Raw genomic sequence first — 18,106 nt, 5'->3', positions numbered from 1 at the left:
GAAGCACCAACAGACTATGGGGGCAAGTCGGTTCAGCGAAATACACCGACGCAGCGAAAAACCCCATCAAAAACCTTCAGTTAGCTTGGTTATTTTTCGTACATGGGACTCTAGGGCTTGATTCATAAGGGGTGTGGACAACCGCGAACAGGTTATCCACAGACAGGTCAACAGGGATTGTGGGTAAACACAGTCCCTGTTCACGTTCAGCGAACCACACCTTCCTCAACCAATAGCTTGAGGATCGCCTGGGCGCCCTCTTCCGGGCTCACACCCTTGAGCACTTGCCCACCGCCACCACTGGCCTTGGCCGTGGCGGCTTTCATCCGGTCAGCGCCGCTCTTGGCCTTGATCACCTTGAGACGCTTGGGCCGTGGCTTGGCCGGCTGCAACACCGCCGCATGGAACAGCTCATCCTCTTCAATCTGGACTTCATGGGGCGCCAACTCACCGCGTTGCGCCGGGCCGTAGGCGCTTTGCCGTGGCTTGGGCGCAGCGTTATCCACCGTCGCCAGGAACGGCAGGCGCACCTTCAAGCGCCGCCGCTGACCACGGGGCAAGGCTTGCAGCACATGGGCCACACCGCCGTCGATGGACTCCACCTGCGCCAGCCCCACGATCAGCGGCCAACCCAGTTGCTCGGCCAGCAGGAACGGCAGCATGCCCGAGCCTTCACCGGTTTCGGCCTGGCTGCCGGCGAGCACCACTTGGGCACCCGCATCGCGCAGGTACTCGCTGAGCACCGGCAACGCATCGCTACCCGCCGGTTGCTCCAGCACATGCAATTGCGGCAGGCCCATGCCCAGGTAGCTGCGCAGGGTCGGTTCGGCGATGTTGCCGGCGTGCAGCACCTGCAACTTATCCCCAGCCATTTGCAGGCCCAGCTCCACGGCTCGCGCATCCTGCTCGGCACGGCGCGGGCGCCCGGAAGTCGGGTGGGCGCCGATGGACACCAGGCTGATTACATTCGTCGTCATGGTCGTATCCTCATGCTGCATCGCGCTTGGCGCCATTGCGGTAGGCTTCGACCGCCGCGATCAAGGCTTGCAGTATTGCGGCGCTTTCGCCGATCACCGACAGGTCGGCCCGCTTGATCATGTCGCAGCCCGGGTCGAGGTTGATCGCCACCACTTTGTCGCAGGCGCCGATGCCTTGCAGGTGCTGGATCGCACCGGAAATACCCACGGCCACGTAGACCCGCGCCGTGACCCAGGTGCCGCTGGCACCGACCTGGCGATCACGCGCCATGAAGCCATCGTCCACCGCCACCCGCGAGGCGCCTTCGGTGGCGCCCAGGGCGGCGGCGGTCTGGTGGAACAGCGCCCAGTCCTTCACGCCGTTGCCGCCGGAGAAAATGAATTCCGCTTCGGCCATGGGAATCGCCGCCGGGTCCACCGCCACCGCGCCGAGGTCTTCGATGCGTGGCAGGCTGCGCGCCAGGGCTGTGGATAACTCCACTGGCAGCACTTCGTGACGGGTTTCGCTGACCGGATCGGCACATTCGGCAGCCGCCAGGACCAGGCGCGGCAGTGGCCGGGCCAAGTCTTCCTGGCCGGCACCGGCGCGGCCGATGCACTCGTCGCCCTTGATCTGCCACACCCGCGTGGCCGGGCGCTCCTTGAGGCTGGCGGCAAAGCGTCGACCCAACTCGCCACCGCCGCTGCGGCTGTCCGGCAGCAGCCAGTGTCGCGGGTTGAACTGGTTATCCACAGCCCGCAGGCCCTGGACGCGTTGCTCCGGTGAATAACCGTCGAATGCGTGGCCCTCCAGCACCAGCAAACGGTCGACACCCGCCGTGGCAAACGCACTTTCCTTGTGCTCACCAAACACCACCGCCAGCACCGCGCCGTCGCTGCCGGCCAGTTGTCGCGCCAGGCCAAGCAGGTCGCGATCGTGGCTGCTCAAGCGGCCGCCAACCATGTCCGGTACCACGTTGATGTAGAACGCGGGGGCGGCAATCTGATGCAGCGGCAATTGCACTTCTACCGCCGCCGTACGCTTGGCCGAGCCGCCCTGCTGCGCGCCGCTGCGGTCGATACGCTTGATGCCATTGGGGCCGATAAAACCGACGCCGTGCACGTTCTTGCGGATGACGCCATTGGGCCCCATCCAACTGTGCTGCACCGGTTGCATCGCCGCATGCAGCGGGTGCAGGCGGTTGCGGGCGATCCACTCGGCGCGTGGGTCGCGGCGGATAATGTCGCTCATCAGTGCACCTCCGCAGGTTCACGCTTCAATGGGGCTTTGGCAGGCGCGGCGTCTTCAAGCAGCGCGTCGGCCACCAGCTCGGCAATGTCCTTGATCAAGGGTCTTGGTTCTACAACGCCCTCAAGCATCGCCGTGCACTGTGGACAACCCACCGCCACCAGCTCGGCACCAGTTTCGCGGATGTCTTCCATGCGCATGTCCGGGATACGTTGCTTACCGGGGATGTCAGTGATTGGCGCACCGCCGCCGCCACCGCAGCAGCGTGAACGGAACCCCGAGCGTTGCATTTCCTTGACCTCAATCCCCAATGCACGCAGCACTTGGCGTGGCGCCTCGTACTCGCCGTTGTAGCGGCCGAGGTAACAAGGGTCGTGATAGGTCACGCTGTTGCCTTTGTGCTGGCCCAGGTTCAGCGCTCCCTCACCGATCAACTCGGCCATGAAGGTGCTGTGGTGCTGTACCCGGTAATTGCCGTTGAAAGCGCCGTATTCATTTTTCAGCACATGGAAACTGTGGGGGTCGCAGGTGACGATCCGCTTGAAGCTGTACTTGGCCAGGGTCTGGATATTGCGCGAAGCCAGCAGCTGGAAGGTCGCTTCATCACCCAGGCGCCGGGCGACATCACCGCTGTCGCGTTCTTCCAGGCCGAGCACGGCGAAGTCGACCTTGGCCGCTTTCAGCACTTTGACGAAGGCACGCAAAGTCCGTTGGTTACGCATGTCGAAGGCACCGTCGCCGACCCAGAACAGCACCTCGGCACTGCCTTTTTCGCTGAGCAGCGGCAGGTTCAGGTCCGCCGCCCAGTTCAGGCGACCGCCCGGTGCGAAACCACCGGGGTTGTCGGTGGCGATCAGGTTTTCCAGGACTTCGGCACCCTTGTTCGGCGTGGCGCCTTTTTCCAACGTGAGGTGGCGACGCATGTCGACGATGGCGTCCACGTGCTCGATCATCATCGGGCACTCTTCCACGCAGGCACGGCAGGTGGTGCACGACCACAGGGTCTCGGCGTCGACCAGGCCGTTGACGATCGGCTGGTGCGGGTTGCCGCTGTGCTCGCCCACCGCTTTGCCCGGATACGGGCTGCCGGCGAACTTGGCATCGGTGCCGCCGGCCAGGCCGACGACCATGTCCTGGATCAGCTTTTTCGGGTTCAGCGGCTGGCCGGCGGCGAACGCCGGGCACGCGGCTTCACACTTGCCGCACTGCACGCAGGCGTCGAAACCGAGCAGTTGGTTCCAGGTGAAATCCTTGGGTTTCTCCACACCCAGGGGCGCAGTCTTGTCACTGAGGTCCAGCGGTTTCAAACCGGTGGAACGGCCACCGCCAAAACGCTCGGCGCGGCGGTGCCAGGCCAGGTGCAGGGCACCGGCGAAGGCGTGTTTCATCGGGCCGCCCCAGGTCATGCCGAAGAACATCTCGGACACGCCCCACAACACACCGACGCTGAGCAATGCGGCGAGCAGCCAGCCGCCGAAGTCCGCCGGCAGAATCCCAGCCACCGGCAGCGTCACCAGAAAGAAGCTCACCGAGAACGCCATCAGGCTTTTCGGCAGGCGCATCCACGGGCCTTTCGACAGGCGCGACGGCGGGTTGCGCCGACGCAGATAGACGAAGGTGGCGCCAACAAACATCAGCACCGAGGCCAACAGTAAGGCGTAACCGAGGATACGGCTTTGCAGGCCGAAACCGTGGACCAGGATCGCCAGCAAGGCCGACAGCACAAAGCCCAGCGCGGTGGCGACGTGGGTATTGGCGATGTATTTATCGCGGGCGACCACGTGGTGCAGGTCGACCATGTAGCGCTTGGGCATGGCCAGCAGGCCGCCCAGCAGGTCGACTTTGGACGCGCGGCCACGGCGCCACATGTTCACCCGGCGCAGGGCGCCGAGGACGGCGAGGCCCAGGGCGGTAAACAAGAGAATAGGCAGCAAGGTGTTCAACATGGTGAAGCTCCCACAGACCGCACAGGTCTACTGTGAAACTGGCGCTGAATGTGGGAGGGGGCTTGCCCCCGATAGCAGTGGGTCAGCTACAGCTGTATCAACTGACACTCCGCCATCGGGGGCAAGCCCCCTCCCACATTTGGACCGAGTACACATTGGTTCAAGGCTGGCTCAGAAATCCTTGCACAGGCGCAGAGCGTCATAGATCGCAGCGTGGGTATTACGCTGCGCCACACAGTCACCGATGCGGAACAGCAAGTACCCATCACCCGTCTCGCTCAGGCACGGCTGCGGCTTGATCGCGAACAAGGCTTCGACGTCGATCTGGCCCTTGTTGCGCGAGCCTTCCTTGAGCGCGTAATAGATGGCTTCGTCCGGCCGCACGCCGTTCTCTACCACCACCTGGTCGACCACCCGCTCCTCTTTGGCGCCGGTGTATTCGTTCTCCAGCACCGCCACCAGCTTGTCGCCCTCGCGGTAGACCTTTTCCAGCATCATGTCGCCGGTCATGATCACTTCCTTGGGGTACATGCTGCGGTAGTAGGTCGGGAACGACGTACCGCCGATGGCCACGCCCGGCTTGATGTCGTCGGTGACGATCTCGACCTGGCTGCCTTTGTCCGCGAGGAAATCCGCCACCGACATGCCGGTGAATTCGCAGATGGTGTCGTACACCAGCACGTTCTTGCCCGGTGCTACCTTGCCGTCGAGCACATCCCAACTGCTCACCACCAAACCTTCGGCGGCGCCCCAGTGCTCGTTCTGCTCCACATTCGGATGCCCACCCACCGCCAGCACCACCACGTCCGGACGCAGGTCCAGGATGGTGTCGGCATCCGCCGCCACGCCAAGACGCAGGTCGACTTTCAAGCGTGCCAGCTCCAGTTGGAACCAGCGGGTGATACCCGCAATCTGGTCACGCTGCGGCGCTTTCGAAGCGGTGGTGATCTGCCCACCGATAAATTCTTTCTTCTCCAGCAGCGTCACATCATGGCCACGTTCGGCGGCCACGCGTGCAGCTTCCATCCCGGCCGGGCCGGCACCCACCACCACCACTTTGCGTTTCGGCCCGGTGGACTTCTCGATGATATGCGGCACGCCCATGTATTCACGGGACGTCGCGGCGTTCTGGATGCACAACACATCCAGGCCCTGGTACTGGCGGTCGATGCAATAGTTGGCGCCGACGCATTGCTTGATCTGGTCGATCTGGCCCATCTTGATCTTGGCGATCAGGTGCGGGTCGGCAATGTGCGCGCGGGTCATGCCGACCATGTCCACATAACCGCCTTCCAGGATGCGCGTGGCCTGGTTCGGATCCTTGATGTTCTGCGCGTGCAGCACCGGGACCTTGACCACCTCCTTGATACCTGCGGCCAGGTGCAAAAACGGCTCCGGTGGATAACTCATATTGGGGATAACGTTGGCCAGGGTGTTGTGGGTATCGCAACCCGAACCCACCACGCCGATGAAATCGAGCATGCCGGTGTCGTCGTAATACTTGGCGATCTGCTTCATGTCCTCGTGGGACAAACCATCCGGGTGGAACTCGTCACCGCACAGGCGCATGCCCACGCAGAAGTCGTCACCCACCTCGGCACGCACGGCCTTCAGCACTTCCAGGCCGAACTTCATGCGCCCTTCAAACGTGCCGCCCCACTCGTCGGTCCGCTTGTTGACCCGCGGGCTCCAGAACTGATCGATCATGTGCTGGTGCACGGCGGACAATTCCACCCCGTCCAGGCCACCGGCCTTGGCGCGGCGTGCGGCCTGGGCGTAGTTGCCGATCACACGCCAGATTTCTTCCGGTTCGATAGTCTTGCAGGTGGCGCGGTGCACCGGCTCACGCACGCCAGACGGCGACATGAGCGTCGGCCAGTTGAAGCCGTCCCAACGCGAGCGGCGGCCCATGTGGGTAATCTGGATCATGATCTTGGCGCCATGCTTGTGCATGGCGTCGGCCAGGTTCTGGAAGTGCGGGATGATGCGGTCGGTGGACAGGTTCACCGAGCTCCACCATTCCTGCGGGCTGTCGATGGCCACCACCGAGGAACCGCCGCAGATTGCCAGGCCGATACCGCCCTTGGCTTTCTCTTCGTAATACTTCACATAGCGGTCAGTGGTCATCCCGCCATCGGTGGCATACACCTCGGCGTGGGCGGTACTGAGCACGCGGTTGCGGATGGTCAGCTTGCCGATCTGGATCGGCTGGAACATTGCTTCGAAAGCCATGGCACGGTCCTCGGCTTACAACGGCTTGACGGTGAACAGGCCGTCATCGTGGCCCTCTTCGGAGCCTCCGTAGACTTGTTCGGCCACAGTGCGGATCTTGCTGCCTCGGGCCTCAAGAATCTGGTCCATGGCACCGGCAAACCAGCCGGTGAACATGTAGTCGACCTTGCGCCCGACCTTGCCGTACACGTAGACAAACGCCGAGTGTTCGAGCTTGACGCTGGCGGTGCCTTTGTCGAGGTCGATGTCCTGGATCTTGAACAGGCCCCAGCCACGTTGCGACAGACGCTTCATGTAGTGCTCGAACACCGCGACGCCTTCCAGGCCGTGGCATTCGGCTTCTTTCTCGCACCAGTGCCAGGCGGATTTGTAGCCGGCCTTGTAGAGGATCTCGGCATAGGCCTCGGCGCCCAGCACTTCTTCGATGCCCATGTGGTTGTTGACGAAGAAATGGCGTGGCACGTACAGCATCGGCAGGGCGTCGGAGGTCCAGACACCGGTTTCGCTGTCGACTTCGATAGGCAATTGCGGGGCGATCTTGGCCATGGAAACTTAACTCCAGAAAATTCTTGTGTAGTGCCCCGGCGCGGATGGCCGGGGAGAAGATGCGTTAGCGGTGGCTTATTCGCCCCAGACGTCCTTGAGGACGTTGACCCAGTTCTCGCCCATGATCTTGCGCACCACGCGCTCAGGGTGGCCGCGCTTGAGCAGGGTCTCGGTGAGGTTGGGGAACTCGCCCACGGTGCGGATGCCCAGCGGGTTGATGATCTTGCCGAAGTTGGTCAGGCGGCGGGCGTAGCCCTTGTCATGGGTCAGCATTTCGAAGAAATCCTGGCCATGGCCCTGGGTGAAGTCGGTGCCAATGCCGATGGCGTCTTCACCGACGATGTTCATGGTGTATTCGATGGCTTCGGCGTAGTCGTCGATGGTCGAATCGATGCCCTTGGCCAGGAACGGCGCGAACATGGTCACACCGACAAACCCCCCGTGATCGGCGATGAACTTCAGCTCTTCATCGGACTTGTTGCGCGGGTGTTCTTTAAGGCCCGACGGCAGGCAGTGGGAATAGCACACCGGCTTTTTCGATTCGAGGATGACTTCTTCGGACGTCTTGGAGCCCACGTGGGACAGGTCGCACATGATGCCGACACGGTTCATCTCGGCGACGATCTCGCGACCGAAGCCCGACAGGCCGCCGTCGCGCTCGTAGCAACCGGTGCCGACCAGGTTCTGGGTGTTGTAGCACATCTGCACCACACCGACGCCGAGCTGCTTGAAGATCTCGACGTAGCCGAGTTGGTCTTCGAAGGCATGGGCGTTCTGGAAGCCGAAGATGATGCCGGTCTTGCCCTGTTCCTTGGCTTTGCGGATGTCCGCAGTGGTTTTCACCGGGATCACCAGGTCGCTGTTCTCACGGATCAAAGTCTGGCTGGCCACGATATTGTTGATGGTGGCCTGGAACCCTTCCCACACCGACACCGTGCAGTTGGCGGCGGTGAGCCCCCCTTTGCGCATGTCCTCGAACAGGTCGCGGTTCCACTTGGCAATAATCAGCCCGTCGATAACGATGCTGTCGGCGTGCAATTCGGCTGGGCTCATCAGGCGTCCCCTTATTGGCGATTCATGCGCCGAATCGTCTGCCGGCGCTTTGGGGCCAGCATATGCCCAGGGGCCGACAGAGCCGGGTGCAAAAACGACAGGGGAATTGCCGAAAGCGTCAATCCGCGACAAAGGCTACCAAGAGAGGTCTGACTCGCGGCTGTTCTTTGTCTTACGCTTGAGCCAGAATTCGGGCATCAACTGATATGAGACGGCGCAATGAAATCGATTTTCCTGGCTTTGGCACTCATCGCAACCGGCGTTCACGCGGCTGAAGACACCGACAGCACGCCGTGCGACGGCATCGAAAACGACAAGCAAACCCTGGAATGCGCCACCTATAACAAAACCACTGCTGAACAGCTGCTCAAGGATAACTACCAGGGCCTGCTCGAACGCATGGCGTCGACCTACGGCAGCGACAAGACCAAGCTGGCGGACATTACCGCTCGTCTGAAGGATGCCCAGCAAAAGTGGGAAAAATTGCGTGACGCTGATTGCGCGGTGGACACCTTTCCGGCGGTGACCGGCACCAAGGCCTACGCGATCGCACAGAACGACTGCCTGGCGCGGATGAGTGATGAGCGGTCGGAGTTTTTGGAGTCGATTGGGCAGGAATAAGCGACAATCTCCGCCACTTTTACTCTGAACCAAGGCTATTCATGAAGACTTGCGGCATCGAAATCAAAGGCAGCGAAGCCATCATCGCCGTCGCCTCACTGGACAACCAGACGCTGACCCACGTCGCCCTGGCGACCAAGAAAATTGCCCTGGAAGACGACGACGAGGCCGCCAACGTCAAAGCCTTCGCCGCACAGGTAAAGGCATTTGTGCAGGAAAACGCCATCGAGCGTATCGCGATCAAGAAGCGCAGCAAGAAAGGCGAGTTCGCCGGTGGCCCGACCACGTTCAAGATTGAAGGGGTGTTCCAGCTGCTGGACGGGGTTGAGGTGACCTTGCTGTCGCCGCAGACCCTTAATGCGCAGAACAAGAAGCACAACTTCGAACTGCCGGCGACGCTGAACAAATACCAGCATGAAGCGTACAAAGCAGCGTGTTCGGCGCTGCTGAAGAAATAGGCCACATCATTAATCTACTGTGGGAGGGGGCTTGCCCCCGATAGCGGTGGGTCAGCCGAAGTTGTATCAACTGACAGCCTGTCATCGGGGGCAAGCCCCCTCCCACATGTCAGCGCTTGTTGCGCAGCCAGTCGCCGAAGGTTTTGTCCTCCAGGGCATACCCTCCCCGGCTCGACTTCCACACCAGTTCCTTGTCGCGCAGGGCATCGATACAGGCCTGAATCGTCTGGGTGCCCGGCACCACGTCGCTGCCCATGTCCTCCAGCGCCTTGCTGACCGCCGTTACGGTGCTGTCGGTGAACGGCGCGAAGGGTTCGTTGTTTTGCGAGCGCTCCACCATCACTTGCAGTACGGCGCGCTGGGGGATGGTGAGGTTGTTCCAGGCGCTTTCGAATTCGGTCCACACACCGGCACGCAGCAGTTCGGCACGACTGTGCAGCAACTGGCCGAGGTTGCTGGCTTCGCCCAACTCCAGCGCCACTTCACCGATGATCGTGCGCAACATCTCGGGGCGCCGGCCTACCAGCTCAAAGGCTTCATCAATATCGGCGGCGTTGAATTGGTTGGTCTTGGCCAGGTGCGCGTTGAGGTGCGCGGTGTAGGCCTGGGTGAACTCTTTACCCAGCAGCGGGAACGGCGTGATGCTGGAGCCGAAGAACGGCTGGCTTTTACCCAGTACCAAGTGAGCCAGCTTGTCGCGATTGGAGCCGGTGAATACCAGATGCAAACCGCTGCCGTCCTCGTCACGGCCTTGGTTGAGCTGATCCCGGGCAGCCTTGAGCGCGAACATCGCATTGATGCCTGAATCGCTGGTCAAAGCGTGCTGAGCCTCGTCAATCACCAGGACGACAGGTTTTTCCGCTGCGCGGTGGAGCAACTCCAAGGCCTGGGTCAACGTCGCGCCAACCGGCAATTGAGGCTTGCTGAAGTCCCAGGACAGGGTACGCAGAAAGCTCAGTTTCTCGATTCCAATGTGCTTGGCCAGCTTGCGAATGCCCTTTTCATAGGGCACCAGCGCGGCAGCAATAGCACTGGCAATCAACTCCGCGGGATCTTTCTCTTTGTCGGCCCACAGATCGACATACACGGTAAGCCAACCCCGAAGCTGGCACTCCGGGATCAGATCCTCACGCAAAAAAGTACTTTTGCCCGTACGACGCGGCGCCGCGAGAAACAGGCCAGAGGTGAAATCCTGAATGCCGGCGCCCACCAGGCCGTCAGCAATACTGCTGGCCAGGGTGGGGCGGCGGAATACAAAGCCGCTGTGCTTGGACATGGTTTTATACTCAATTATGGAAAGGACTATAAATTATAGTCGCGAGTATAATTTACTATAATTGGCCATTACACCACCTCCCGTCGCCGATCCTCCCTCGGACACTTCGCAAACCGCGCGCGATAACTGCGGGTGAAGTACGACGGCGACTCGAACCCGCACGCAATACCTACCTCCAACACGCTCATACCGCTTTGGCGTAAGAGCTGTCGGGCTTTTTCCAGGCGCAGGCCTAAGTAGAAATTGCTCGGGGTGTCGTTCAAGTGCAGGCGGAACAGCCGCTCCAACTGGCGCCGGGTGACTTTGATCGCCTCGGCCAGGGCCAAGGTGCTCAGCGGCGGCTCGGTGTGTTGCTCCATTTCGCCGATCACCTGCACCAGTTTCTTGTTGTTGATGCCGTAGCGCGTGGCGATCTGCATGCGCTGGTGGTCTTTGCGTGGGCGGATGCGGCCGAGCACGAATTGTTCGGAGACCTGGATCGCCAGTTCGGGGCCGTGGGCCTGGGCAATCAAGTCGAGCATCAGGTCGATGGAAGCGGTGCCGCCAGCGCAGGTGATGCGACGGCGGTCGATTTCGAACAGTTCCTGGGTGACCATCAGGTGCGGATAGGATTCCTTGAACGCGTCGATGGCTTCCCAGTGCAGGGTGAGGCGGTGGCCGTCGAGCAGCCCGGCTTCGGCGAGCACACAAGCGCCGGTGTCGATGGCGCCGAGGGTCACGCCATCATGGTCAAGGCGCCGTAGCCAGTGCTCCAGCGCAGGCGTGGCGAACTGCAGCGGCTCGAAGCCCGCCACCACCAATAACGTCGCGCCCTTTTTCAACGGTTCCAGCGCGGCGTCAGCGTTGACCGACATGCCATTGCTCGCCAATACCGCGCCGCCATCGGCACTCAATACATGCCAGCGGTAAAGCTCGCCACGAAAGCGGTTGGCCACCCGCAACGGTTCCAGCGCAGAGATAAAGCCGATGGCCGAGAAGCCCGGCATCAGCAGAAAGTAGAAATCCTGGGACATGGTGCGCTCTCGTAGGACGGGCAGCGTGCTCACTGTGATACGCCAGTTCAACGAGCCATTCAAGAGCACAGGTCGCTGCAGTGCAAGAGCTGGTCGCCGCCGTGCGTTTTGTCGGCCCTCAAGCTGCGTAATTTGATCCCACGGCGCACAAAGACGCCGGACCCCACAATAACGACCTGCCGAGGGATCCACCATGAACCGACTGATCAGCCGCTGCGTGCTCGCACTCAGCGCCAGCGCCATCTTGAGCACGAACGTACTGGCTGCCGACGCGGCATCCTGCCAGAACGTGCGCATGGGCGTGGTGAACTGGACCGACGTAATCGCCACCAGCGCCATGACCCAAGTGTTGCTCGACGGCCTCGGCTACAAGACCAAACAGACCAGCGCCTCCCAGCAAATCATCTTCGCCGGTATCCGCGACCAGCGCCTGGACCTGTTCCTGGGCTACTGGAACCCGCTGATGACCCAGACCATCACGCCGTTCGTCGACGCCAAGCAAGTCAAGGTGCTCGACAAGCCCAGCCTGGAAGACGCCCGTGCCACCCTCGCCGTGCCTACCTACCTGGCAGACAAAGGCCTGAAAACCTTTGCCGACATCGCCAGGTTCGAGAAAGAACTGGGCGGCAAGATCTACGGCATCGAGCCAGGCTCGGGCGCCAACACCCAGATCAAGGCGATGATCGCCAAGAACCAGTTCGGCCTCGGCAAATTCCAGCTGGTCGAGTCCAGTGAAGCCGGCATGCTCGCCGCCGTCGACCGCGCCGTGCGCCGCAAGGAAGCCGTAGTGTTCTTCGGCTGGGCGCCGCACCCGATGAACGTCAACGTCGCCATGACCTACCTCACCGGCAGCGACGACGCCCTGGGGCCGAACGAAGGCATGGCCACCGTGTGGAGCGTCACCGCACCGAACTACGCCGAACAATGCCCCAACGTGCACAAACTGCTGACCAACCTGACCTTCACCGCCGCCGACGAGAGCCGGATGATGCAGCCGCTGCTGGATCACAAGGACCCTATCGAGTCCGCCAGGCAATGGCTCAAGGATCACCCGCAAGACCAGGCCCGCTGGCTGGAAGGTGTGACCACCTTCGACGGCAAACCGGCGGCGGCCAACCTGCAATTGACCAGCAAATAACCTGATTCGAATCACCGTGTCGCAGCCACTCCCGGCTGCGCACGGCACCCCTACGCCCGCTTGTAAGGAACCTGCCTCATGAACCACGACGTCATCATCACCTGCGCACTCACCGGTGCTGGCGACACGACCAGCAAAAGCCCACACGTGCCGGTCACCCCCAAACAAATCGCCGCCGCCGCCGTGGAAGCCGCCAAAGCGGGCGCGACCGTTGTGCACTGCCACGTGCGCGACCCGCACACCGGCAAGTTCAGCCGTGACGTCGCCTTGTATCGCGAAGTAATGGAGCGTATCCGCGAGGCCGACATCGACATCATCGTCAACCTCACTGCCGGCATGGGCGGCGACCTGGAGATCGGTGGCGGCGAGAACCCGATGGAATTCGGCCCCAACACCGACCTGGTCGGCCCGCTGACCCGCTTGGCCCACGTCGAAGAACTGCTGCCGGAAATCTGCACCCTGGACTGCGGCACCCTGAACTTCGGCGATGGCGACACCATTTACGTGTCCACCCCGGCCCAACTGCGGGCGGGTGCCAAACGCATCCAGGAGCTGGGCGTAAAGGCCGAGCTGGAGATCTTCGACACCGGTCACCTGTGGTTCGCCAAACAGATGATCAAGGAAGGCCTGCTCGACAACCCGCTGTTCCAACTGTGCCTGGGCATCCCGTGGGGCGCCCCGGCCGACACCACCACCATGAAAGCCATGGTCGACAACCTGCCCGCCGACGCCGTGTGGGCCGGCTTTGGGATTGGCCGCATGCAAATGCCGATGGCGGCGCAAGCAGTGCTGCTGGGCGGCAACGTGCGGGTCGGTCTGGAAGACAACCTGTGGCTGGACAAGGGTGTGCTTGCGACCAACGGTCAGTTGGTGGAACGGGCCAGTGAAATCCTCAGCCGCCTCGGCGCACGGGTCATGACCCCCGCCGAAGGACGCATAAAAATGGGCCTCACCAAACGCCGCTAATCAAAAAATGTGGGAGGGGGCTTGCCCCCGATTACGGTGCATCAGTACCGAATGTATCGACTGACACACCGCTATCGGGGGCAAGCCCCCTCCCACACTGGACCACCGAAATCCATAGGAATTTGCCATGAGCTTTATCACCGAAATCAAAACCTTCGCCGCCCTCGGCAGCGGTGTCATCGGCAGCGGCTGGGTGTCCCGCGCCCTGGCCCATGGCCTGGATGTGGTCGCCTGGGACCCGGCACCCGGTGCCGAAGCTGCGCTGCGCAAGCGCGTCGCCAACGCCTGGGGCGCCCTGGAGAAACAAGGGCTGGCGCCGGGTGCGTCGCAAGAGCGCCTGCGCTTTGTCGCCACCATTGAAGAATGCGTGAAAGACGCCGACTTCATCCAGGAAAGCGCCCCGGAACGCCTGGAGCTGAAGCTGGACCTGCACAGCAAGATCAGTGCGGCAGCCAAGCCGAATGCGTTGATCGGTTCAAGCACCTCGGGCCTGTTGCCGAGTGAGTTCTACGAAGGTTCGACCCACCCGGAACGCTGTGTGGTCGGCCACCCGTTCAACCCGGTTTACCTGTTGCCGCTGGTGGAGGTGGTTGGCGGCAAGAACACCGCGCCAGAAGCCATCCAGGCCGCGATCAAGGTGTATGAATCCCTCGGCATGCGCCCGCTGCATGTGCGCAAGGAAGTCCCGGGGTTCATCGCCGATCGCCTGCTCGAAGCGTTGTGGCGTGAAGCACTGCACCTGGTCAATGATGGCGTGGCGACCACCGGCGAGATCGATGACGCAATCCGTTTTGGCGCCGGCCTGCGCTGGTCGTTCATGGGCACGTTCCTCACCTACACCCTGGCGGGCGGCGATGCCGGCATGCGGCACTTCATGGCGCAGTTCGGCCCGGCACTGCAATTGCCGTGGACCTACCTGCCGGCGCCGGAACTGACCGACAAGCTGATCGACGACGTGGTCGACGGCACCAGCGACCAGTTGGGCAAGCACAGCATTTCAGCGCTGGAGCGCTATCGTGATGATTGCCTGCTGGCGGTGCTGGAAGCGGTGAAAACCACCAAGGCCAGGCACGGCATGACCTTCGCTGAATAACGGAACCCCTGACATGCCCGCACTCACCACTTACACCACCCAGGTCCACCCCGACTGGGTGGACTACAACGGCCATCTGCGCGACGCGTTCTACCTGCTGATCTTCAGCTACGCCACCGACGCGCTGATGGACATCCTCGGGCTGAACAGTGAAAACCGCGAAGCCAGCGGCCATTCGCTGTTCACCCTGGAGCTGCACCTGAACTACCTGCACGAAGTGAAACTCGGCGCCGACGTGGAGGTGCATACCCAACTGATCGCCCATGACGCCAAGCGCCTGCACCTCTATCACAGCCTGCACTTGGTGGGGGATGAGAAGGAACTTGCGGGCAACGAACAGATGCTGTTGCATGTTGACCTGGCCGGTCCGCATGCCGCGCCGTTCACCGATGCCACGTTGGAAAGACTCACTGCCATCAGCGCCCAGCAGGCTGACCTGCCTCGCCCCGCCCTGCTCGGCCGAGTGATTGGACTGCCACCCAAAAAACCATAAGGAGACCCCATGCAAACCGCCGCCGCTGTTGCCGATTTCCGTACCTACCCGAAGATCTGCGACCTTGCGCAGGTGCGGGTGCTAAATGATCAGATTCGTGTGCAATGGGCCGATGGGCGGGTCAGCCCGTTTCATCATCAGTGGCTGCGGGACAACTGCCCCTGCGCGGAATGCGTGTACAGCGTGACCCGCGAGCAGGTGCTGGAGATTGTCGATGTGGACGAGCACCTCAGCGCTGTCGACGCACGCATCGATCAAGGCTTGTTGAGCGTGCAATGGAGCGGCGGCCACCGCAGCCAGTACGACCCCGGCTGGCTGCGGGCGCATGCCTACGACGATGAGTCCCGCGCCGAACGCTGGGCGGCGAAGCCCAAACCTCAGCTGTGGGACAGCCGCTTCCAACTGCCGGTGTTCGACTATTCAGCGGTCATGCAAGACCCCCACGCATTGTTGCAGTGGCTGCTGGCGCTACGTGACTGCGGCCTCACGCAAATCCGCGGCGTGCCCACCGAGCCCGGCGCCCTGGCGCTGGTCGCCAAGCGCATTTCATTCATCCGCGAGAGCAACTTCGGCGTGCTGTTCAACGTGCAATCCAAGGCCGATGCCGACAGCAATGCCTACACCGCCTTCAACCTGCCGTTGCACAGTGACTTGCCCACGCGGGAGCTGCAACCGGGCCTGCAGTTTTTGCATTGCCTGGTGAACGATGCCGACGGTGGCGAAAGTATTTTTGTCGATGGGTTTGCCATCGCCTGCGCCCTGCGTACCGAAGACCCCGAAGCGTTCCTGGCTCTGTGCGACATCCCGGTGGAGTTTCGCAACAAGGACCGTCACAGCGACTACCGCCAGTTGGCGCCGATCATTGCGCTGGATGCCTTGGGCGATATCGCGGAGATCCGCATGGCCAATTTTCTACGCGGGCCGTTTGAGACGAGTGTGGAACAGATGCCGTTGCTGTATCGCGCCTATCGGCGCTTTATCGCGATGACGCGGGAAGATCGCTTTCGTGTGGTGCAGCGCCTGAACCCCGGTGAGCTGTGGTGCTTCGATAACCGCCGCACGTTGCATGCGCGTCATGCTTTTGACCCGGCTTCCGGGGCTCGGCATTTTCAAGGGTGTTATATCGATAGGGATGAGTTGCTCTCGCGCATTCTGGTGTTGCAACGGTAGACCCTGGCGCGCCCTTCGCGAGCAAGCCCGCCCCCACAAAAAAACCCCGATCCAGCCGTGACTGGATCGAGGCAGAGGGCCTTGTGTGAGCGTGACATCCCGAGGGTGACCAAACCTTCAAGCTGTTTGCTGGTACTCAGTGTGCCCATTACCGCCGCCGGTAAATGGCCCGAAAACGACATGCTCATAGCCATCTGAGGCATTCGTACAATCTGCGCTTGCCGCCCTCTTGGGTGGCTACCAGAATCCCAGTCAGACCCCGTTCACCTCACCAGGATAAACGTCATGATGCACGCGGATTTGATTGACCAGGATGACCTGCTGGGCCAACTGCGCTCGCTGGGTTTCGAAGTGTCCAGCGGCGCCACTGCCGAGCAGGCCTGCGAGTGCGCGGTACGCGGCTTAAGCGAGGCACGGGCCAAGGCGCTCAAGGGCATGGTGGAGCAGATGTACACCGGCAGTGCGACGATTCTGCCGGCCGTGCGCCAGGCAATCGACAAGCAGTTGTTGCCGGCACTGGTGCAGTTCAAGCAGAACTCTGGCGCCTGATAGATTGCTATCGGGGGCAAGCCCCCTTCCACCTTTGACTGTGTTCACCCATCCAAATGTGGGAGGGGGCTTGCCCCCGATGCAGAAACCTCGGTCTAGAGCCTTACGCTGGCAAACGTCGACTCATTGCGCGCCTGACTCAACGCCGACATCGGCCCCGACAACGGCGACAACACCAGCGCCTGTGGAATTGGCATCATCGCCACCTGTTGGGTGGTGTTGGAGCCGACGCGTTCATCCCGTGGCGGAATGCCGAAATATTCGCGGTAGCACTTGGAGAAGTGCGGCGTGGACACAAACCCGCACACCGACGCCACTTCGATGATCGACATCGGCGTTTGCTTGAGCAACTGCCGTGCACGGATCAAGCGCAGCTTGAGGTAGTAACGCGACGGCGAGCAATGCAGGTACTTCTGGAACAACCGCTCCAACTGGCGACGTGAGACGGCGACGTATACCGCCAGTTCATCCAGGTCGATCGGTTCTTCCAGGTTGGCTTCCATCAGCGCGACGATTTCCTGAAGCTTCGGCTGGTTGGTGCCGAGCATGTGCTTGAGCGGCACGCGCTGGTGGTCTTGCTCGTTGCGGATGCGTTCGTACACAAACATCTCGGAGATGGCGGCCGACAGTTCGCGACCGTGATCGCGGCTGATCAGGTGCAGCATCATGTCCAGCGGCGCGGTGCCGCCCGAGCTGGTGAAGCGGTTGCGGTCGAGGGTAAACAGGCGTGTGCTCATGGCCACGCGGGGGAAGGCTTCCTGCATCGAAGCCAGGCATTCCCAATGCACGCTGCAATCAAAACCGTCGAGCAGACCGGCGCAAGCCAAGGCCCAACTGCCAGTGCATACCGCGCCCAAGCGGCGCGATTGGCGTGCCTGGCTTTGCAGCCACGACACATGTTCACGGGTCACGGTACGCTGGATACCCACACCCCCGCACACGATCACGGTGTCCAGGGCGGGCGCTTTGTGCATGGAAGCGTCGGGAGTGATTTGCAGACCGTCGCTGGCCCACACCTGGTTTCCATCGACGCTCAAGGTCGTCCAGCGATACAGCTCGCGGCCGGAGAGCTGGTTGGCCATGCGCAGCGGTTCGACTGCGGAGGCCAGGGAAATCAGCGTGAAATTGTCCAGCAGCAAAAAGCCGATGGATTGAGGCGCACGGTTCTGGGGTTGGGCCCCGGAGTTGAACGACGTCATCGCGGTATCTCCTCACACAAAGCAGGTGATGGCCTCAGGCGAGGCTCTTGTTATTGCGCTCTTCATCCGGCGAGGAGAGAGGCTTTGAATTGATAGAGCAAATGCCATGCCTAAATTTGAATGGCCGTCCAATAACTCCTAAAAACGA

17 protein-coding genes are annotated in these 18,106 nt (G+C 61.8%); 8 read left to right on the top strand and 9 right to left on the bottom strand.

The features are described 5' to 3' along the window. Window positions 1-206 precede the first annotated feature (206 nt). The 6 genes from BM026_RS03015 to BM026_RS02990 all read right to left on the bottom strand — a co-directional run bounded on the left by BM026_RS03015 (window position 207) and on the right by BM026_RS02990 (window position 7,982). On the bottom strand, window positions 207-977 hold the full coding sequence (locus BM026_RS03015; RefSeq protein WP_092242150.1) for an electron transfer flavoprotein subunit beta: 771 nt from the start codon (window positions 975-977) through the stop codon (window positions 207-209). A gap of 10 nt (window positions 978-987) precedes the next feature. Next, window positions 988-2,208 (bottom strand): electron transfer flavoprotein subunit alpha, encoded by a 1,221-nt coding sequence (locus tag BM026_RS03010; protein WP_092242147.1) that lies wholly within the window; start codon window positions 2,206-2,208, stop codon window positions 988-990. Next, window positions 2,208-4,151, bottom strand: a complete 1,944-nt coding sequence (dgcB, locus tag BM026_RS03005; RefSeq protein ID WP_071490298.1) for a dimethylglycine demethylation protein DgcB — start codon at window positions 4,149-4,151, stop codon at window positions 2,208-2,210. The genes BM026_RS03010 and dgcB overlap by 1 nt, the downstream gene beginning before the upstream one ends. A gap of 171 nt (window positions 4,152-4,322) precedes the next feature. Beyond that, window positions 4,323-6,383 carry a dimethylglycine demethylation protein DgcA gene (gene dgcA / locus BM026_RS03000; RefSeq protein ID WP_071490299.1) on the bottom strand — a complete coding sequence of 687 codons (2,061 nt, stop codon included), beginning with the start codon at window positions 6,381-6,383 and terminating at the stop codon, window positions 4,323-4,325. A gap of 15 nt (window positions 6,384-6,398) precedes the next feature. Continuing rightward, entirely contained in the window at window positions 6,399-6,929 is a 531-nt protein-coding gene (locus tag BM026_RS02995) for a DUF5943 domain-containing protein (protein ID WP_008083165.1), read from the bottom strand. Between the two features lie 75 nt (window positions 6,930-7,004). Further along, window positions 7,005-7,982 (bottom strand): dipeptidase, encoded by a 978-nt coding sequence (locus BM026_RS02990; RefSeq protein WP_093527290.1) that lies wholly within the window; start codon window positions 7,980-7,982, stop codon window positions 7,005-7,007. Window positions 7,983-8,201: 219 nt separating this feature from the next. Here BM026_RS02990 and BM026_RS02985 point away from each other — a divergent pair, with 219 nt between their 5' ends. Continuing rightward, a complete protein-coding gene (locus BM026_RS02985) occupies window positions 8,202-8,603 on the top strand; it encodes a lysozyme inhibitor LprI family protein (protein ID WP_071494402.1) in 402 nt (133 codons plus the stop codon). Between the two features lie 41 nt (window positions 8,604-8,644). Continuing rightward, window positions 8,645-9,061: a DUF3010 family protein gene (locus BM026_RS02980; RefSeq protein ID WP_093527288.1), complete on the top strand. Its 417-nt coding sequence runs from the start codon at window positions 8,645-8,647 to the stop codon at window positions 9,059-9,061. A gap of 109 nt (window positions 9,062-9,170) precedes the next feature. Here the strand turns inward: BM026_RS02980 and BM026_RS02975 are convergent, their stop codons facing one another. Together BM026_RS02975 and BM026_RS02970 are read right to left on the bottom strand one after the other, a co-directional pair. Then, window positions 9,171-10,337, bottom strand: a complete 1,167-nt coding sequence (locus BM026_RS02975) for an AAA family ATPase (protein WP_071490302.1) — start codon at window positions 10,335-10,337, stop codon at window positions 9,171-9,173. A gap of 68 nt (window positions 10,338-10,405) precedes the next feature. Continuing rightward, the gene (locus BM026_RS02970; protein WP_093514142.1) at window positions 10,406-11,350 is read right to left on the bottom strand and encodes a GlxA family transcriptional regulator; all 945 of its coding nucleotides are present in this window, start codon (window positions 11,348-11,350) and stop codon (window positions 10,406-10,408) included. A 193-nt stretch (window positions 11,351-11,543) separates the two neighbouring features. Here BM026_RS02970 and BM026_RS02965 point away from each other — a divergent pair, with 193 nt between their 5' ends. The 6 genes from BM026_RS02965 to BM026_RS02940 all read left to right on the top strand — a co-directional run bounded on the left by BM026_RS02965 (window position 11,544) and on the right by BM026_RS02940 (window position 16,759). After that, the gene (locus BM026_RS02965; protein WP_092242128.1) at window positions 11,544-12,488 is read left to right on the top strand and encodes a choline ABC transporter substrate-binding protein; all 945 of its coding nucleotides are present in this window, start codon (window positions 11,544-11,546) and stop codon (window positions 12,486-12,488) included. A gap of 78 nt (window positions 12,489-12,566) precedes the next feature. Then, entirely contained in the window at window positions 12,567-13,454 is an 888-nt protein-coding gene (locus tag BM026_RS02960) for a 3-dehydrocarnitine:acetyl-CoA trimethylamine transferase CdhC (protein WP_092242127.1), read from the top strand. A gap of 127 nt (window positions 13,455-13,581) precedes the next feature. Then, window positions 13,582-14,547, top strand: coding sequence for an L-carnitine dehydrogenase (locus BM026_RS02955; RefSeq protein WP_071490306.1), 966 nt, complete (start codon window positions 13,582-13,584; stop codon window positions 14,545-14,547). 13 nt (window positions 14,548-14,560) lie between these two features. Then, a complete protein-coding gene (locus BM026_RS02950; RefSeq protein ID WP_093527286.1) occupies window positions 14,561-15,040 on the top strand; it encodes a thioesterase family protein in 480 nt (159 codons plus the stop codon). 9 nt (window positions 15,041-15,049) lie between these two features. After that, window positions 15,050-16,210: a gamma-butyrobetaine dioxygenase gene (locus BM026_RS02945; protein ID WP_093514140.1), complete on the top strand. Its 1,161-nt coding sequence runs from the start codon at window positions 15,050-15,052 to the stop codon at window positions 16,208-16,210. 285 nt (window positions 16,211-16,495) lie between these two features. Continuing rightward, window positions 16,496-16,759 carry a hypothetical protein gene (locus tag BM026_RS02940; protein ID WP_010207120.1) on the top strand — a complete coding sequence of 88 codons (264 nt, stop codon included), beginning with the start codon at window positions 16,496-16,498 and terminating at the stop codon, window positions 16,757-16,759. Window positions 16,760-16,854: 95 nt separating this feature from the next. On the opposite strand, the gene BM026_RS02935 is transcribed toward BM026_RS02940, so the two are convergent. Further along, complete coding sequence (locus tag BM026_RS02935) at window positions 16,855-17,958, bottom strand: choline metabolism transcriptional regulator GbdR (RefSeq protein ID WP_005792167.1); 1,104 nt, start codon at window positions 17,956-17,958, stop codon at window positions 16,855-16,857. Between the last annotated feature and the right edge of the window lie 148 nt (window positions 17,959-18,106).

Origin of the sequence: Pseudomonas sp. NFPP24 (genome assembly GCF_900112095.1) — a bacterium.
Lineage (GTDB): Bacteria > Pseudomonadota > Gammaproteobacteria > Pseudomonadales > Pseudomonadaceae > Aquipseudomonas > Aquipseudomonas extremorientalis.
This window is presented reverse-complemented; position numbering and strand designations above follow the sequence as displayed.

What these genes read in the sequence shown, in the direction of transcription:
- BM026_RS03015 (WP_092242150.1), bottom strand. Translation starts at nt 977, where the DNA reads ATGACGACGAATGTAATCAGCCTGGTGTCCATCGGCGCCCACCCGACT.
- BM026_RS03010 (WP_092242147.1), bottom strand. Translation starts at nt 2,208, where the DNA reads ATGAGCGACATTATCCGCCGCGACCCACGCGCCGAGTGGATCGCCCGC.
- dgcB (WP_071490298.1), bottom strand. Translation starts at nt 4,151, where the DNA reads ATGTTGAACACCTTGCTGCCTATTCTCTTGTTTACCGCCCTGGGCCTC.
- dgcA (WP_071490299.1), bottom strand. Translation starts at nt 6,383, where the DNA reads ATGGCTTTCGAAGCAATGTTCCAGCCGATCCAGATCGGCAAGCTGACC.
- BM026_RS02995 (WP_008083165.1), bottom strand. Translation starts at nt 6,929, where the DNA reads ATGGCCAAGATCGCCCCGCAATTGCCTATCGAAGTCGACAGCGAAACC.
- BM026_RS02990 (WP_093527290.1), bottom strand. Translation starts at nt 7,982, where the DNA reads ATGAGCCCAGCCGAATTGCACGCCGACAGCATCGTTATCGACGGGCTG.
- BM026_RS02985 (WP_071494402.1), top strand. Translation starts at nt 8,202, where the DNA reads ATGAAATCGATTTTCCTGGCTTTGGCACTCATCGCAACCGGCGTTCAC.
- BM026_RS02980 (WP_093527288.1), top strand. Translation starts at nt 8,645, where the DNA reads ATGAAGACTTGCGGCATCGAAATCAAAGGCAGCGAAGCCATCATCGCC.
- BM026_RS02975 (WP_071490302.1), bottom strand. Translation starts at nt 10,337, where the DNA reads ATGTCCAAGCACAGCGGCTTTGTATTCCGCCGCCCCACCCTGGCCAGC.
- BM026_RS02970 (WP_093514142.1), bottom strand. Translation starts at nt 11,350, where the DNA reads ATGTCCCAGGATTTCTACTTTCTGCTGATGCCGGGCTTCTCGGCCATC.
- BM026_RS02965 (WP_092242128.1), top strand. Translation starts at nt 11,544, where the DNA reads ATGAACCGACTGATCAGCCGCTGCGTGCTCGCACTCAGCGCCAGCGCC.
- BM026_RS02960 (WP_092242127.1), top strand. Translation starts at nt 12,567, where the DNA reads ATGAACCACGACGTCATCATCACCTGCGCACTCACCGGTGCTGGCGAC.
- BM026_RS02955 (WP_071490306.1), top strand. Translation starts at nt 13,582, where the DNA reads ATGAGCTTTATCACCGAAATCAAAACCTTCGCCGCCCTCGGCAGCGGT.
- BM026_RS02950 (WP_093527286.1), top strand. Translation starts at nt 14,561, where the DNA reads ATGCCCGCACTCACCACTTACACCACCCAGGTCCACCCCGACTGGGTG.
- BM026_RS02945 (WP_093514140.1), top strand. Translation starts at nt 15,050, where the DNA reads ATGCAAACCGCCGCCGCTGTTGCCGATTTCCGTACCTACCCGAAGATC.
- BM026_RS02940 (WP_010207120.1), top strand. Translation starts at nt 16,496, where the DNA reads ATGATGCACGCGGATTTGATTGACCAGGATGACCTGCTGGGCCAACTG.
- BM026_RS02935 (WP_005792167.1), bottom strand. Translation starts at nt 17,958, where the DNA reads ATGACGTCGTTCAACTCCGGGGCCCAACCCCAGAACCGTGCGCCTCAA.